We start from the raw sequence: 14929 nt of genomic DNA, 5'->3' as shown, positions 1-14929 counted from the left end.
TTCACTCCTTCTCCTGTCGATCTTGGTTATCCGGCGGCTCAATCTGGGGAATTACGGTCGCAGGCATTTCCCGCATTAACGGATGGACAATTGTAACACAGGTTCCTTCATTCGGCTTGCTGTGCAGCAAAATCCCATAATCACTACCGAATGATAATCGTAAGCGTGCCTGTACATTCAGCATCCCATAACTTTTGCCTGTCCACTCCGGTGAAGTCGATTCCAGACTCTCCATAGGCATATCGAGCAGCTGCAGCATCTCTGCGAGTCGTTCCCTGGTCATTCCGGCTCCATCGTCCTGAATCGTCAGATGAAGTCTCCCCTGTTGCACATTCCCTCTAATAACAATATGACCTGGGCCACGTCTACCTTTAATACCATGGTAAATTGCATTTTCCACCAATGGTTGGAGCAACAGCTTGAGCACATACAAGTTCTGCAATTCTTCCGGGACATCTACGGTACAATGAAGACGATCCCGGTACCTTGTCTGCTGAATCTGCAAATAACTGTTGATATGCTCCAGCTCCGAGTGTAGCGGAATATAATCCTGACCCTTGCTCAGCCCGATCCGGAACAAACGGGACAAGGCGGAGGCCATATCGGACACACCGTCAGCCCCTTCTTTTCGAGCCATCCAGTGAATCGTATCCAGCGTATTATATAAAAAATGAGGTTTGATATGCTCCTGTAAGCTACGCATCTCCGCATCCCGTTTCTGCCGCTCCCGTAGCTCATTCAGCGAGATTAACTGACGAATCTGACTGAGCATTCGGTTAAAGCTGTTGCCCAGCATACCGATCTCATCTGCTCGATCACTCCAGCGGCCCGCACTGAGATTGCCCGTCTCTGCCCTTCGCATATATGACATCAACCGGAAAATCGGTTGGGCAATCGAACGCGAAAACCATAAGGATGCACTCAGACCAAACAGACACACCACAAAGACAAAGCTGACCACGTAAAACTGAATCTGCCGCACCTCGGATATGGACTCTTTGGTCGGGAATACCCCTACCGTTCTCCAACCTGTAAAGGTAGAGGATTGATACATGAATAATAAGGTCTCGCTATCCACCTCTTTCGTAAACGTTCCACTCTCCCCGGAAACAAACCAGTTCGTCGGGATCTGTTCAATTAACGGATGCTCCGGTTTGTATACACTTTGTCCTTTCGCATCCGTAACCATGACATACCCGGATTTCCCAAGCTTCACATTGCGTGCTGCCTGTGAAACAGACCTCAGCTTGAGGTCAATCAGCACGGCTCCCTTCACCAGCCCGGTTGTTTCATCCGTGACAGAACGGGCAACCGATACGATCTCATCGTTTTTATACCGCACATGGGTTGTCATGTTGCGCTCCTGCGGCTGACCGAGCACCGTGAAAATACCTGGTTGCGCTGCAGCTTTTTGATACCAATCTTCCCGGGTCAAACGCTGCTCCGTTCGAGGGTACATCTCGTTGCTAATATAGTCACCGTTACTGTTCACAAGCACGATGCCGGCTATCTCCGGATATAACGTGGTGAATCCTTGCAAGGTCTGCTTGATGCCATACAACCGATTCTGCTCGGATTCCGTGTAAACTTGATTGGCTGGTGGTTCAATGGGTTCACGTTCACGTTTGCCTCCGCCTCCATCTCCGCTGATCTTATTATCCATGAATGCATTGACATCCGGTTCAAACGCAATCAGGTATGTCATATTTTGCAAGTTCTCCATCTTGGTATTCAGCGCTTCATTGACCTTGCCAATCAGTTGCATCGTATGACCTTCAACCTGCCGCTCCACCACCCGTTCTACCGTCCAATTCACGAGCAGACCCAAGCCTACAGATGGCACAATCGCAAAAAGTAAAAACAGCAGCATCAGCTGATACCGTAACGGCATGTTGCGCAGACGCAAGCGACGTAGACCATTCCCCATTACAGAGCGCCAGGTTTTCTGATTATTTGGCATAATAATCATCCACATTCGAACGTGTCACGACAGAGATCCCCGTATCTACCGTTACAGGCAACGGTGCGTTTTCTCCAGATGGCGAAGGCGCGGGAACGGTCAAGTGGTGATGCAGATGGAACAAATATTGAAGTGACCAATATCCCATGTTCCAGGTTCCTTGTGCAATCGTAGCGGATATCGTGCCGTTTTGGATCAGATCCAGTGTAGTTTTATTCGTGTCAAAAGAAATAATGTGCAACTTCTGACCATGGTTTGAGCCTGCATTTTGCACCGCTTCCCCAGCCCCGGCTCCTCCCGTTGCCTCGGTTACAAATATACCCGCCAGCTTCGGATGTGCCATCATCATCCGGATCGTTTCGTCACGGGATTTCAGCGTATCCCCATGTCCGTCTGCCACTTCAACCACTTGCATGGAAGGATATCGTTGTTCAATTGTTTCACGGAATCCTTTGGTTCGTTCCTCATGATTCTGTTGTCCGGGTAACGTTAATACCGCTACTTCTCCCTCACGACCGAGCAGTTCGGCCATTTTATCCGCTGCCGTTACGCCCGCCTTGTAATTATCTGTTCCCAAAAATGAATATGCCTTACTCCCCGGTGCATCTGCATCGAACAGGATCACAGGAATATCTGCTTCCACAGCTTTATTAATAGCAGGAATCAATGATTTCGGGTCGATCGCTGATATGGCAATGCCCGCAGGTTTACGTGCAATGGCCTGCTCAATCACCGTAGTCTGCTCTTTGGCATCATACCGTGTAGCCCCGCGATATTCGACAGTCACGCCAAGCGCATCCGCAGCATCCTCGAAACCTTTTAGTGGACTCTTCCAATATTCCAGCCCGGACTGAAACGTAATCATCATGTAAGTCTCACCCAGATCACCGCGCAGCCCGCGGTTTTCCCACGAGCTATTCACCTGACTGGTATATTCAAACCTCAATACATACAACGCAAACGCCGCAATCAATACAATATAGATCAGCAGCATTTTTTTCATCTCGTTCACTTCCTCAAGTGGTTTATGTCTATTTGTACACCCTCACTCCGTTATAGATTGTAAACGCAATCATTCAAAAAGGGAACCTCTCCGTTAACGTATAAAGAGAAATTCAACTTATATAAATGGTAGCTGATCAGGAGACATAACCATGACCCAAAACTCAATTGCAATAATGTACTATAGCTAAGGTCTGCTCTGCCGTATGATTGCGACAATAATCTTCTATCTTAGTTGAGCTACTTTTTTACACATTAACGGAGAGGACAGAAAAAACCTGAAAAAGCGGAGAGGTCGCCTAAAAGCTTTCTGAAAGAAAGCTACATCGGAAGCATACGCTTATCACCGGATTTTTCCCTTTGGAGAAGGGAGTCTAAAAAATCTGGGGATAACAGCGATTGAAAGGGTATTCTGTCATCGGAGTGGACTGTGTAAAATCTTTAGTTCAAAGTGATAGCATCAAAGAAGGAGTTCACGATGAATATACTATCTTTTTTAATTTACTGTATCGTTGTCACATTTACGCCAGGCCCTAGTAACATTGTCATTCTCTCCTCCACACAAAAAGTAGGTGCACGCCGCACCATGCCTTATGTCTGGGGAGCCACACTGGCTTTTGGCTTGCTGCTTACTGCTTCAGCTTTTCTGAATCAGCTTCTTGCTGACATCTTGCCGAGCATACTACAAGTCATGCAGATCATTGGCAGCATCTACATGCTGTACCTCGCTTATCAGGTCTATCGAATGGGCTCTACTGAAGCCGCTCCCCAAGCCATATTAGGCTTTTGGAACGGTGTGATGATGCAATTTGTCAATCCCAAGGTGGTGCTGTTTACCTTTACCGTCATTCCAGCCTATGTACTTCCTTACGTCGCTGCGAAATCCTGGTCTGCGTTCTACTATGTTATGCTGATTACGTGTATTGGTTTTCTGGCATACTCCAGTTGGGTAGTGTTCGGTACTGTCTTTCGATCCCTGCTGAATCGATACCAGCGAACATGCAGTATGCTGATGGCCCTCTTTTTGATATACTCAGCTATTATTGTGTCAGGTCTTATCTAACGACTTACTTGATCTGCGGAGGTGTGCGGAATGGAACATTTTAGCTACAGAAGATCAGAAGACGTGCTGGCTCTGTCCGCCAGCTTCACCGATTTTACTTATAAAAAGCATTGCCATGAGGAATATGCCGTAGGTGTAACGCTGCGCGGTATCCAGCAATATCACCTGGACGGTCATTATCAAGCCTCACATCCGAATGGTGTCATGCTGTTTAATCGGGAACAGTTCCATGATGGAAGTTCCTATGATCGAGAGGGCATCGACTATGTGATGCTCTATTTGAGACCCGAATTAGTCGAGGAGATTATGGGCAAAAAAGAACTGCGCTTCACCAGCCCTATCGTCTATGATCCGAAGCTTGCCCGAAGCATTCTGATGCTCAACGATGCCGTGCAGCACAGACAAGATGAGGCCGAGTGCAGCACGCGGCTATATGATCTGGTGCAAATGCTCACCCAGGAAGAACAGCCGGCAACGCTCTGGAAACCTCAGGACAGTCTCGTTTGCAAAGCAAAAGAGATTATGTTTTGCAGCACCGCAGACGTGCTGAAACTGGATGATCTATCGGCTGAATTCGGCCTGTCCAAGTTTCAGTTTATTCGTGAATTCAAAGCGCATGCCGGAATATCACCCTATCAATTTTTCTTGAACTGCAAGGTTGAGCACGCACGCCAATCCCTTGAAAAACACAAAGATACCTACGCCGCTGTCGCCGAATGTGGCTTCGTGGATCTGACACATCTGAACAGACATTTTAAGCGAGTATTCGGTGTTACCGCGTATGAGTATCTGTTGCAGCTCCAGCGTTAGTATAAAGGTTAAACATCATGAACGGATGCTCAAAACAAAAACATAAACACAGTTAAACACGCAGTCACAAAATACAAAACCCCTTACAGAACGTGCTCACGTCCATAAGGGTTTTTTTCTGGCAAATTCTACTTTAAGCTGTACTCATTGCCGGTTCTGTTATTTCGTTTATTTGCCCTCAAACCTGTCAACTATGATGTCATAGACAATGCTACCACATTAGATTCTCCGCCGCTTCTTTCTCCACAGCCATCCACCTACCAGCACAAGTAATATAACTGCCCCTCCGCCATAAAGTGCGCTCATCCACGGATTGCGATATCCGCTGCTGCTCTTGAAATCATCCGAGCTTACTGGAGTGCCCTTACCCAGCATATTTATCGCCTCTCCAGCCTGTTCCAGCTGCAGATTGCCGCTGCACAGACTACTGTGAAGTTTGCCATCCTTATCATTCTTATTGGCGAAGATTAAATAAGACTGATCTTTGGTCAACGTTGTTCCACAAGCGCCCTCTCCCAGACTACTGATCAAGATGGTCATCTTTTTTGCATCTACGCCTTTCCATGCCGTGTCCACATCCAGTGTGTACTTCTTGTTCTTCTCATTGCTGAATATAGAAGGCCCACTGATCTCGACTACTTTCCCCGTAAATACCGAGGCATACATTTCCAGCTTCTCCTTGGCATTCGAATCCACACAACTGCATGCATATGCCCGCTCTCCCGACCAAACGATCACACTTGTTGCACACAACATCAGAACCAATACGGTCGTGATGATTCTTCTCATCCTCATGCCTCCCCTTGAGTTACCCTTAGATTGCCTTTATCTTAATTAACGCCTCCATTTTCGTTTTTGTTTGTTTTATTGTAAAATGTTAACACTATGTTAAGACATCATACATCACGGAGGAACTCAACATTTGAAACACAATTACATGAAAAAAATCTCAATTCCGCTGCTGGTTGCAGCGTTATGCTTGCTCGCTTTTATCACGATAGCGCTCTCGATTAGCGACAACCAGATTCACCGCTTTGATGCAGTACTAATCAATTGGATTCAAGGTATGGAATCGCCTGGCATGACTCGATTCATGCAATTTTTCACCTGGATTGGCAGCGAGCTTCAAGTGGTTGTCATTACAGCCATTGTCATGCTGATCCTCTATGTTTTCCTGCACTACAAACGCGAACTGCTCTTTCTCGCCAGCGTGCTGATCGGCTCAACCGTGTTAAATGCTTTACTCAAGCTTGTATTTCAGCGGGCGCGTCCGACCATCCATCGTATTATTGAAGTGAGTGGATACAGCTTCCCGAGCGGGCACTCCATGGCTGCATTCAGCTTGTATGGCGGACTTGCTTTTTTGATCTGGAAGCATATCCCTAGCTTTACAGGGCGTGTATGTATGATTGTAGCCAGTACAGGCTTTATTCTGATGATAGGTATTAGCCGGATCTATCTGGGTGTACATTACCCTAGTGACATCGTTGGCGGTTACTTTCTGAGCGGGTGCTGGTTATCCACCTGCATCTGGTTCTACAGACGTTATTTGCAGCGGCTGTCTCAGTTACAAGCCAAAAGTTTCGCCTAATCTACAGCGATGCCCGCCTGATGTGTCTTTTGAAGATAAAGAGCCTGTTGTTTCACTCTTTTTCTGCCCATTCAGTCTAACACACGGCAAAAAAGGAGCTGTCCCAAAAGGGTACCGACGGATAAGCCAGTCCCAAACGTTGAACGGAAAAGCCTTCAAAACCACCGCTAAAGTGGGTTTGAAGGCTTCTCTCTTGCTTGAACTCCTGTCTAAAGTGGGGGCTGAAAAATCATAACATGACTTTTGGGACAGCCCCTTTTACTAATTCATAATTGAACACAATTCTATAGAATATGCTTCATTCAAATTTACAAGTCTTCACCATTGGAAGAAATCACATTTTTGTACCAGTAAAAGCTTTTCTTCGGTGTGCGGCTCAAATCACCATTGCCATCATTATCTTTGTTGACATGAATGAAACCATAACGTTTCTTCATCTCGCCAGTCGAAGCACTCACAAGGTCAATGCAGCCCCACATCGTATAGGCAATGAGGTCAACGCCGTCTGCAACTGCTTCTTTCATCTGCTCAATGTGACCTTTCAGATAATCAATCCGGTAGTCATCCTGGATGGAACCATCTTCTTCTATGACATCAACAGCACCGAGACCATTTTCCACGACCATCAATGGCACTTGATAACGATCATACAGGTGATTCAGCGTGTAGCGCAGTCCTTTCGGATCGATCTGCCAGCCCCAGTCGGAGGCTTCGAGATACGGATTTTTGATACCGCCCAGCAAGTTGCCTTCTGCTCTGTCCAGCGACGCATCTGCACTTTCCACAAGAGACATGTAATAACTGAAGGAGTAGAAGTCTACACAGCCCTCACGCAGAGTCTGCTCATCATCCGGTTGCATTTGAATCTCAATGCCTTCTTCTGCGAAGAAACGTTTGGCAAATCCCGGGTATGCTCCCCGAACCTGTACGTCGCCACAGATCATGTTGGATAGCTGATCTTTCTTCTGCGCAAGCAAAATATCATCGGGATTGCACGTATTCGGATACGTTGTCATGAAAGCAACCATACAACCGATTTTGAAATCCGGGTTGATCTCATGCCCCAACTTCACCGCTTTGGCACTGGCAACAAATTGATGGTGAAGCGCCTGGAACCGAGTCTGTGGCTGATCGACTCCGTCCGTCAATGTTTCTTTACCTTCAAACAACAATCCACCTGCCATATAGGCACCGAGTGGCATCGTCAGACAGTTGATTTCATTAAAGGTCAGCCAGTATTTTACCTGATCTTTATAACGGTTGAATAAGGTTGTACAGTAACGGATGTAAAACTCGATCACTTCGCGAGAAGCCCAGCCGTTATATTTTTGTGTCAGGCCAAACGGTGTCTCATAGTGGGAGATCGTCACCAAAGGCTCAATGTTGTATTTTTTCAACTCGGCAAAGACTTTATCATAGAACTTCAAACCCTCTTCGTTTGGCTCCAGATCGTCACCATTCGGAAAGATGCGGGACCAGTTGATCGACATACGGAACATTTTGAAACCCATCTCGGCCATCATGGCAATGTCTTCTTTATAATGTCCATAAAAATCAACCGCCTCATGGCTCGGATAATAGGTATTCTCTTCAAGTACAGGTGTAATTCGGCGCGGCGTGGTATGTGTTCCGCCTGTCATCATATCCGATGTGCTCGGCCCTTTGCCGTCCTTATTCCATCCGCCTTCAAACTGATTGGCAGCCGTTGCGCCGCCCCAAAAGAATCCGTCTTTCATTTTCATGATGTGTTCCTCCTCTAATGTTGACTGCTGAGAGCAAGTCTCTGATCTTCAATCCACTGAAATACGCTGAGAACTATAACTTTATAGTCCAAGTGTAACACCCATACCCTGACAAGGGTTGTCATGATATAATTCTGTCATGGAACATAACCGATTATTCCGAATGTTGTTGCTGTTGCTGGAAAAAAAGAAAACAACCGCCCCCGAACTTGCGCGCCTGTTCGAAATCTCGGTTCGCACGGTATACCGGGACATTGACCGCCTAAGTGCGGCAGGTATCCCCGTCTATACTACAACGGGCAAGCACGGCGGCATTCATCTAATGGATCACTATGTGATGGACAAGTCGCTGCTAAGCAAGGATGAACAGAATGAAATTTTGCTGGGCTTGTACAGCGTCAGCGCCATTCCTCATCTGAACAGTGCCCGGATGCTGGGCAGGTTAACGACCCTTTTTGATCACAAACTGGACTGGATTGAATTTGAGTATTCTCCATGGGGCAGTATTCCCGAGCAAGAAATGCAGCTCTTTAATCAGGTAAAACAGGCGATATTCGCTAGCGAGCTACTCTCGTTTCACTATATCGATTCCAATGGAGAAGCGAGTGAGGAGACAGCGCTGCCCGTGAAGTTGATTTTTAAAAACAATACATGGTACTTCAAGGGTCTGAAACATTTCCAGCCTGTAACATCCAATTCATCCAATTCGCTTAATACCTTTGTCACATACAAAATTAAACGTATTACGAAACTACGCTTTGTACCCGGCCCATATGAGCGCGCGATGACATCCATAGCGGGGGATGCTGGGGAAGAGATCATTAAGGAAGATCTACCTCATGGAAAAAACAAAGATACTGATACACCGTCTAATCAACCGCCTGAGAAAGAGCTTCCGATCGAACTTCTGTTTGAACAAACGACTGCCTATCGTGTTTACGACCTGCTTGATCCCGCTATGATTCAGCAAGAGCCGGACGGGAAGCTTAGGGTTTCTATTCCAATTGATGAGGGTGAACAGCTGTATTCCTTTCTAATGTCCTTTGGCTCGAAAGTAACCGTAGTCACACCTAAGGCAGTACGCAGGGAACTGCTTCGCAGACACCAGGAGGCTCTCACACATTTACTGGAAGATGATGGGCAGAACACAGAGGATGATGTTACAATATAGTATGCATTTATACCATTTGGTTATAGGATCGACAGGAATTCAACGATGTTGGGAGGCACACACATGAATCAACAGCTAAGACATAATAACGTGGAACGTTTTAAAGGATTTGGCACACTGTATGATCAAAATAGACCTTCTGCTCCCCGTGAAGTCGTTGATATTCTGACTCATTATTTGGGCAAGAGGCCCCGCTTCGTGGCTGATGTCGGTTGCGGTACCGGTTTGTCCACCTGGATCTGGCTGGATCATGCCGAGCGAGTAATTGGTGTGGAGCCGAGTGAGGATATGCGCTCCGTAGGCATTGCGAAATGGGAAGCCGCAGGCAAACCGGATCAGCTTCGCTTCGCGCCAGGCATGTCCCATGACCTCGGCCTGCCGGATGACAGCGTAGATATTCTGACGTGTTCCCAGTCGTTTCACTGGATGGAGCCGGAATCCACCTTACGTGAGTTTGCACGGGTGCTGCGTCCAGGTGGCATTTTCGCCGCCTACGACTGTGACTGGCCGCCTGTACTGGACTGGCAGCTTGAAACAGCATACGAGCAACTTGTGAGCACAGCAGATGAACTTGCTTCACGTCTGTCGCGTGCAGAGGAGCAGGCACATAAATGGAGTAAAGAAGGCCATTTACAGCAGATCCAGCAATCCGGGCTGTTCCGTTACAACCGGGAAATAGTGTTCCATCATCGCGAGCTATTCACAGCCGAGCGTTATGCCAACCTGGCTCTTAGTCAAGGCGGACTTCAGACAGCTCTGAAGCTGGGCGCCACGGAATTGAAGGATATGGCGGATGATTTCAGACGTCAGGCGGAGCTTGTTTTTGCGGGGAGTTCAAAAGAAGTGCTGTTCTCTTATCGCATGCGAATCGGCATTGTTTAAATATGAACCTTAAAAGGTTGTGACCACTTTGATTAACAAAGAAGTTCTGGAACGAGATCGACATTTCATCAAAAGCTGGCTTGACACATATTTCGATTCTCCTTACCGGGATATTCTAATGTCTCATCCAGCCAAAATGCAAGAAGAGGACTATGGCGTGCCTGCGGATATGCAGGATGGTGAGGTTGATGAAGAAGAATGGGTTCGCTGGAGAATGCTGGACTCTTCCGTTACGGTAGAACAGATTAACGAATTAATTGCTAGTTATATTAAGCCTGGCTCGGATAAGTATAGCTCACCTTTCTCCCTGCCTCCGCTGTATATCGCCTATCTGAGCAGCCGATACGTTCTGAATGTCTATCTTCGTTATGAGGGATTTATGATCGAATTACCAAATCTACCTTCTGACTACCCTCTGCGGGAATTACGTGAACTCTGGTCATCATCGGAATCACTCATCAAGGCGGGATATATTCCATTTGCCTCCTATGAAGATCATGCGGGGCCTGTCTGCTGGGATACGAGTAAACCAAATGACGACAAGGATTATGCTGTCGTATGGTTCGATCACGATATATTAACAGAAGAGGGACAGACCCGCCGGAAACAGCTTGAACCCTATGCACAGCCTCTTTTTCACTCTTTCCGGGAAATGCTAATGCGCTCTCCTTCAAGCACTCGTTCTTAACTTGCCTATAGGGGGATAAAGAAAGAGTGCCTTCCCCGTTAATCGTCTGTCTTGACTTGGGGAGGGCACTCGAAAATACAACTCTAATTTCCTGAAAGGAACCGGGAGAACGCTACAGTTCCATTTTGTACAGCTTTTTTAAAGTGATTCTAAAGTTAAGAAGATCAAAATAAGCAGATCAGGACGAGAAGAGTTGATTCAGCTGCTGCTCCTGCACTTGAAGGGCAAGAGCAACCTTGGAAGGATCCTGCGGCAAATAAAATACGTTAATGATATGCCCTTGCTGAACCTGCGATATCGCAGAGGGCAAGATTTCTTTTTGTGTAATCGTCTCAAAGGTTTCACCATTGGGCTTCGTAATACTCAGTTTAAGCTGTAGCTTGATGTTGCCATTCTGTCCACTTCCCATAGGAGTAACGTCCAGAATTTTAGCGAACCCCTTCTCTCCTGTACGTGCAATATCCACCATCTCCGGTGCTATACCTTGTTGCATCATCTTTTCATTCAACAGTTGTTGCATATGCTCTTGCGACACCGTTCCTTGCTGATCCAGCCCGACTTTGCGCTCATCTTTCTCGGAAACGACAAGCGGGATGACTGCTCCCGGCTGAAACTGGGACAGCGAGGTTAAAGGAACAATGGTTCTTAGTTCGGTATCATACGTTTCCCGGCCTTGGCGAGACACCTTCAGCATCATTTTCACTTCCGGTTGTTCATTAATATAGGTGCCCGTCTGCTGTATGCTTTGGATCACACCAACTGCTGGCAATCCTGATTTGATCTTGCGCTGTCCCAAGCTTGTACCGAATATAGATCCAATGACCATCAAACCAATGCCTCCAAAAATCATCGGTTTAAACCACCACGATTGCATAACCATAAACGGATCATCCCACAGCCACTGAGCGACTACGGGGGAGAAACCCGCCCCAAACACCATAAGTAAACCGATTACTCTAAAAAAACGACTCATCTCTATCATCCTATCTATATCTATTTTCATTCTAACTATATATACTTATCGTTGTTATCTGTAATTTAAGTACTGATAATCCCAATTAAATCCTATCTATTAGCTAGTAAAACGTCCGCTTCCCACTCTCTTCGTCCTACCGCCCATCTAAACGGACAGAAGTCCCATATAGATCAGTTCAGAAGGATTGGCCGGATTCTGTCCCAAACCAACGCGATCACCAGCACGCGGAATCTGCAGCTTGGACACCAGTGTTTCCATCGTGCGCTGATAGGTGCGGCCACTCGTTTCAGTCACCTCAAGCACAAGCACCACAATCGGATCGAAGTTAATCAATTTCCCTGTATCCGTTACACTGAGCACCGTTCCAGTCGCCGTTAGAGGCAACGAACCGCTGGCAGCCAGCTGTGCCTGTTTAGCAGAGTCCAAACTTTGATTAATCGCATCCCGATGCTCCTTCGGCACAAAACCTTTCATCATCATGCCCGTGAGACCTTTATTCATCACACGATCCGCTTTGGCAACAGCATCTTCCTGTTTGTTTTTACGTTTAAACCATCCCATCATATCAAACACCTCGTTTGTTTTTTATTGGCTATGATTAATTATAAACACAACATTAATGTATTGAATACACATCTGGACACATACAAAAAAACCAGCAAAAAGCGTCTGTTACAGACACAACTTGATCGGTTTATTTGTGCTCATACCTTGTTTTTCACAATAAAAAGAACGTTCTCCCCGCTTCAATGAGCACTGAGACGTTTATTTTTGTAACATTGCCCTCTTGATTGCATCAAAATACCGTTACTAAGAGCGGTCAAGTACCCATTTTTAGATGGAACGTTAATATATATAAGTACATATCTAGCAAACATGAATGAATAAATATAAATATAAATATATACATATACATATACATATACATATACATATACATATACATACACATTTACTTTTACACTTAAATAATACATAATAAATACATTTTTCAAGATAATTATCGAGCCTGCCCCACCTATCCAGGCACATATCCCCTGTGTATATCTTACCTGAATAAAGCACAAGCATAAATATATGAAGAATTCACTGTTTGTCAAAAATGCATATTGAATATTTATGCTTTATTCCAAGAGTAAGCCGCCACCATACAGCTTATTTATTCTAACGATCTCAGATGAGCTTATTTGAGAGATATAAAGCTTTCGGGAATTGTAACGATCACCAGAAAGCTTATTTTGCTGAAAACCCCAGATAAACGTCCATTTTCGCATCATTTATCCGAAATAAGCTCTCCTGAGATCGTTAGAAAATAAAAACATGAAAAACCGCCTAAATAACGTCTCTGGAGATCGTTAGAAAAACAAACTCGCCGGAGAGACTAACTTCTCCATTGCACACTCTAAAGGTACCTTACTTACTTACTTACTTACTTACTTACTTACTTACTTACTTACTTACTTACTTACTTACTTACTTACTTACTTACTTACTTACTTGCTTGCTTGCTTGCTTGCTTTGCTTCCTCGCCTCCTTAATCCCTTACTCTCTTACTCTCTTACTCTCTTACTCTCTTACCTTCATTGTGACTTCCGCAGCAAATACACCAGCTTACGATAATAACCTGCCGCCTCTTTGTACCGCCGCTGATCCTCACTCACCACAGCCAACCCTTCATATAGGGATTCCAAACGTAACGACTGCTGCACAGACTCAAAATACGGCAGACAAGCCTGGGCTTGAGTTAAAAATGTGTCCTGCTCCCCGTGTGCCAGCGCTAGCTGACTCTGATAAAAGACAGCGTTCATCCGCTGATCTTCTGTGACAGCACAACTGAGCAGTTGATCGACACTTTGTGCCAGCATGCCCCAGTTTTTTCGGGCTGAGGCAACCTCGCATCGATACACCAAGAGCAACGGCTTCATCGTCTGCTGTGTCTCCTTCGTTTCTGCCTGGAGCAGGTTTTCGAATCTCTCAATCTCAGTCTGTGCCTGATCTAACTCCCCTGATATCGTCAACATGACAATTCGATTGTTCGCAATGGCTGTCACCAAATCTCCCTGATTCCCGGCGTAGACAAGATTCGCCTCAGCCATCGACAATGCGGACAAAGCTTCCTGCAACAGTCCCATCGTAAAGCAATATCCGCTGTATGCTACATACAGACTGGACAAACGATGAAACAACCGCTGATCATACACATGTTTCATCGTCTGCTCAAATATGCGCTTTGCCTCCTCGTACTGCCGGGTATGGATATAAGCCTCCATCTGAATATTCTGGATCGACAGCCATAGCTCGCTTCCTGGTTCCGTCAGGGCACTCAGTCTTGTCACATGAGTGAGCACGTCCACAAACGCCTGCTTGGATCGATAATATTGGATTTTGTAAAATAGCAAAGCTTTGGTAAGTGGTTGTGGTAGCTGCACATCATCCGGGCGGCCATACTTCTCCAAATAAAAATTAAGATACGATGTATGTATATATTCATGCGCAGCAGCGTCATTTAACTGCTGATAGTACACTGCCTTCATTAGAGCTGTCGTCAGCTCCACAGTGAGCGAATCATCCCGATCCTCCAGAGCATGTACCGTTTCCTCCGGGATCGCCGAGGCTGGAACTGACATCTGTACAAAGATCGCTTCTGCTCGTGCCAATGTCTGTTCATCCTGGACTGCTGTCCGCAATAGATAGGAGGAGCTTACACCCAAGCGCTCTGCAATACTCTCGGCCAAATCCTCAGGCAGTGGATAACGCTCTGCAAGGATATTTGCGAAATGTGCCTGCGTAACCAGACCTTCTACGAGGTCTTTACGTGAGATTTGTTTTCGTTTGCTTAAAAACTCGATCCGTTCTTTCAGCATAACAGGTCTATCCTTTCATTATGAAGGTATACTCTTTCTCTATAGAGAGTCTATCATCTCATTGGTACGATTCGTCATTTGCTATCAAGCCTAACTGTTGATTATAGCGAATCTGGCCTTCTTCATCCAGTACATCATTCTCATGCTTATTAAACTTATCATCCCAAAATGAAAGCCGAA

General features: G+C 45.9%; 14 protein-coding genes. 7 read left to right on the top strand and 7 right to left on the bottom strand.

The annotated features are described in order from the left end of the window. Window position 1 precedes the first annotated feature (1 nt). Window positions 2-1969: a cache domain-containing sensor histidine kinase gene (locus ACR8BL_RS23915; protein WP_434749843.1), complete on the bottom strand. Its 1968-nt coding sequence runs from the start codon at window positions 1967-1969 to the stop codon at window positions 2-4. Next, entirely contained in the window at window positions 1950-2963 is a 1014-nt protein-coding gene (locus ACR8BL_RS23910; RefSeq protein ID WP_434749842.1) for a substrate-binding domain-containing protein, read from the bottom strand. The genes ACR8BL_RS23915 and ACR8BL_RS23910 overlap by 20 nt, the downstream gene beginning before the upstream one ends. A gap of 477 nt (window positions 2964-3440) precedes the next feature. On the opposite strand from ACR8BL_RS23910, the gene ACR8BL_RS23905 reads away from it, so the two are divergent. Beyond that, the gene (locus ACR8BL_RS23905) at window positions 3441-4025 is read left to right on the top strand and encodes a LysE family translocator (RefSeq protein WP_434749841.1); all 585 of its coding nucleotides are present in this window, start codon (window positions 3441-3443) and stop codon (window positions 4023-4025) included. 30 nt (window positions 4026-4055) lie between these two features. Continuing rightward, complete coding sequence (locus tag ACR8BL_RS23900) at window positions 4056-4835, top strand: AraC family transcriptional regulator (protein ID WP_434749840.1); 780 nt, start codon at window positions 4056-4058, stop codon at window positions 4833-4835. Between the two features lie 219 nt (window positions 4836-5054). Here ACR8BL_RS23900 and ACR8BL_RS23895 read toward each other — a convergent pair whose 3' ends face one another. Then, window positions 5055-5624, bottom strand: a complete 570-nt coding sequence (locus ACR8BL_RS23895) for a hypothetical protein (RefSeq protein WP_434749839.1) — start codon at window positions 5622-5624, stop codon at window positions 5055-5057. Between the two features lie 148 nt (window positions 5625-5772). On the opposite strand from ACR8BL_RS23895, the gene ACR8BL_RS23890 reads away from it, so the two are divergent. Together ACR8BL_RS23890 and ACR8BL_RS23885 are read left to right on the top strand one after the other, a co-directional pair. Further along, on the top strand, window positions 5773-6426 hold the full coding sequence (locus tag ACR8BL_RS23890) for a phosphatase PAP2 family protein (protein ID WP_434749838.1): 654 nt from the start codon (window positions 5773-5775) through the stop codon (window positions 6424-6426). A 22-nt stretch (window positions 6427-6448) separates the two neighbouring features. Then, a complete protein-coding gene (locus ACR8BL_RS23885; protein WP_434758275.1) occupies window positions 6449-6661 on the top strand; it encodes a hypothetical protein in 213 nt (70 codons plus the stop codon). A 73-nt stretch (window positions 6662-6734) separates the two neighbouring features. Here ACR8BL_RS23885 and ACR8BL_RS23880 read toward each other — a convergent pair whose 3' ends face one another. Further along, window positions 6735-8168, bottom strand: coding sequence for a glycoside hydrolase family 1 protein (locus ACR8BL_RS23880; RefSeq protein WP_434749837.1), 1434 nt, complete (start codon window positions 8166-8168; stop codon window positions 6735-6737). Between the two features lie 139 nt (window positions 8169-8307). Between ACR8BL_RS23880 and ACR8BL_RS23875 the strand changes: the two genes are divergently transcribed. The 3 genes from ACR8BL_RS23875 (at window position 8308) to ACR8BL_RS23865 (ending at window position 10909) form a co-directional block, all read left to right on the top strand. Further along, window positions 8308-9339: a helix-turn-helix transcriptional regulator gene (locus tag ACR8BL_RS23875; RefSeq protein WP_434749836.1), complete on the top strand. Its 1032-nt coding sequence runs from the start codon at window positions 8308-8310 to the stop codon at window positions 9337-9339. A gap of 63 nt (window positions 9340-9402) precedes the next feature. Beyond that, window positions 9403-10221: a class I SAM-dependent methyltransferase gene (locus tag ACR8BL_RS23870; protein WP_434749835.1), complete on the top strand. Its 819-nt coding sequence runs from the start codon at window positions 9403-9405 to the stop codon at window positions 10219-10221. A gap of 28 nt (window positions 10222-10249) precedes the next feature. Then, a complete protein-coding gene (locus ACR8BL_RS23865) occupies window positions 10250-10909 on the top strand; it encodes a hypothetical protein (protein ID WP_434749834.1) in 660 nt (219 codons plus the stop codon). Between the two features lie 178 nt (window positions 10910-11087). Here ACR8BL_RS23865 and ACR8BL_RS23860 read toward each other — a convergent pair whose 3' ends face one another. The 3 genes from ACR8BL_RS23860 to ACR8BL_RS23850 all read right to left on the bottom strand — a co-directional run bounded on the left by ACR8BL_RS23860 (window position 11088) and on the right by ACR8BL_RS23850 (window position 14749). Next, window positions 11088-11882 (bottom strand): hypothetical protein, encoded by a 795-nt coding sequence (locus tag ACR8BL_RS23860; protein WP_434749833.1) that lies wholly within the window; start codon window positions 11880-11882, stop codon window positions 11088-11090. Between the two features lie 147 nt (window positions 11883-12029). Next, window positions 12030-12449, bottom strand: coding sequence for a hypothetical protein (locus ACR8BL_RS23855; RefSeq protein WP_434749832.1), 420 nt, complete (start codon window positions 12447-12449; stop codon window positions 12030-12032). 1016 nt (window positions 12450-13465) lie between these two features. Continuing rightward, on the bottom strand, window positions 13466-14749 hold the full coding sequence (locus ACR8BL_RS23850; protein ID WP_434749831.1) for an XRE family transcriptional regulator: 1284 nt from the start codon (window positions 14747-14749) through the stop codon (window positions 13466-13468). Window positions 14750-14929 lie beyond the last annotated feature (180 nt).

Origin of the sequence: Paenibacillus amylolyticus, assembly GCF_051136285.1 — a bacterium.
Lineage (GTDB): Bacteria > Bacillota > Bacilli > Paenibacillales > Paenibacillaceae > Paenibacillus > Paenibacillus amylolyticus_F.
This window is presented reverse-complemented; position numbering and strand designations above follow the sequence as displayed.

Bases quoted from the DNA above. Each gene is read 5' to 3' on its own strand.
- ACR8BL_RS23915 (WP_434749843.1), bottom strand. From the start codon at position 1,969: ATGATTATTATGCCAAATAATCAGAAAACCTGGCGCTCTGTAATGGGG.
- ACR8BL_RS23910 (WP_434749842.1), bottom strand. From the start codon at position 2,963: ATGAAAAAAATGCTGCTGATCTATATTGTATTGATTGCGGCGTTTGCG.
- ACR8BL_RS23905 (WP_434749841.1), top strand. From the start codon at position 3,441: ATGAATATACTATCTTTTTTAATTTACTGTATCGTTGTCACATTTACG.
- ACR8BL_RS23900 (WP_434749840.1), top strand. From the start codon at position 4,056: ATGGAACATTTTAGCTACAGAAGATCAGAAGACGTGCTGGCTCTGTCC.
- ACR8BL_RS23895 (WP_434749839.1), bottom strand. From the start codon at position 5,624: ATGAGAAGAATCATCACGACCGTATTGGTTCTGATGTTGTGTGCAACA.
- ACR8BL_RS23890 (WP_434749838.1), top strand. From the start codon at position 5,773: ATGAAAAAAATCTCAATTCCGCTGCTGGTTGCAGCGTTATGCTTGCTC.
- ACR8BL_RS23880 (WP_434749837.1), bottom strand. From the start codon at position 8,168: ATGAAAATGAAAGACGGATTCTTTTGGGGCGGCGCAACGGCTGCCAAT.
- ACR8BL_RS23875 (WP_434749836.1), top strand. From the start codon at position 8,308: ATGGAACATAACCGATTATTCCGAATGTTGTTGCTGTTGCTGGAAAAA.
- ACR8BL_RS23870 (WP_434749835.1), top strand. From the start codon at position 9,403: ATGAATCAACAGCTAAGACATAATAACGTGGAACGTTTTAAAGGATTT.
- ACR8BL_RS23860 (WP_434749833.1), bottom strand. From the start codon at position 11,882: ATGAGTCGTTTTTTTAGAGTAATCGGTTTACTTATGGTGTTTGGGGCG.
- ACR8BL_RS23855 (WP_434749832.1), bottom strand. From the start codon at position 12,449: ATGATGGGATGGTTTAAACGTAAAAACAAACAGGAAGATGCTGTTGCC.
- ACR8BL_RS23850 (WP_434749831.1), bottom strand. From the start codon at position 14,749: ATGCTGAAAGAACGGATCGAGTTTTTAAGCAAACGAAAACAAATCTCA.